At 67.0% G+C, this 276-nt stretch carries 1 protein-coding gene; it reads right to left on the bottom strand.

All coding sequences use genetic code 11. The annotated features are described in order from the left end of the window. Positions 1–263: hypothetical protein (locus AC0IYH_RS31425; RefSeq protein ID WP_471838145.1), on the bottom strand; the 263-nt coding region annotated here is incomplete at its 3' end. Positions 264–276: the final 13 nt, after the last annotated feature.

Raw genomic sequence — 276 nt, 5'->3', positions numbered from 1 at the left:
GCATTCGTACCGGGGTGGGCAAGGTCGTCGACAAAGCGCGCAGCCTGATCCGCGCCGCGCCGCGAACGACGCGCTTCGATCATGCGCGCCAGTTCCTCGCCGCCGCCGGGGACCGGATGTCCGGCGCCCAGCACGATGTTCTGCGTGCGTTCCTGCGCACCGAACGATCGCGGGTACGGCGCCTTCGCTTTGTGCTTGCGCACCGCACCGGGATCGATGCGTCGCGCAAGCTGCTGTTCGTGCTGTTCGGATAACTGGTTCATGTCCTCTGCACGC

It is taken from the genome of Pseudomonas sp. AC463 (genome assembly GCF_979253585.1).
The sequence above is the reverse complement of the archived record's forward strand: the minus strand, read 5'-3'. Positions and strand labels throughout refer to the sequence as shown.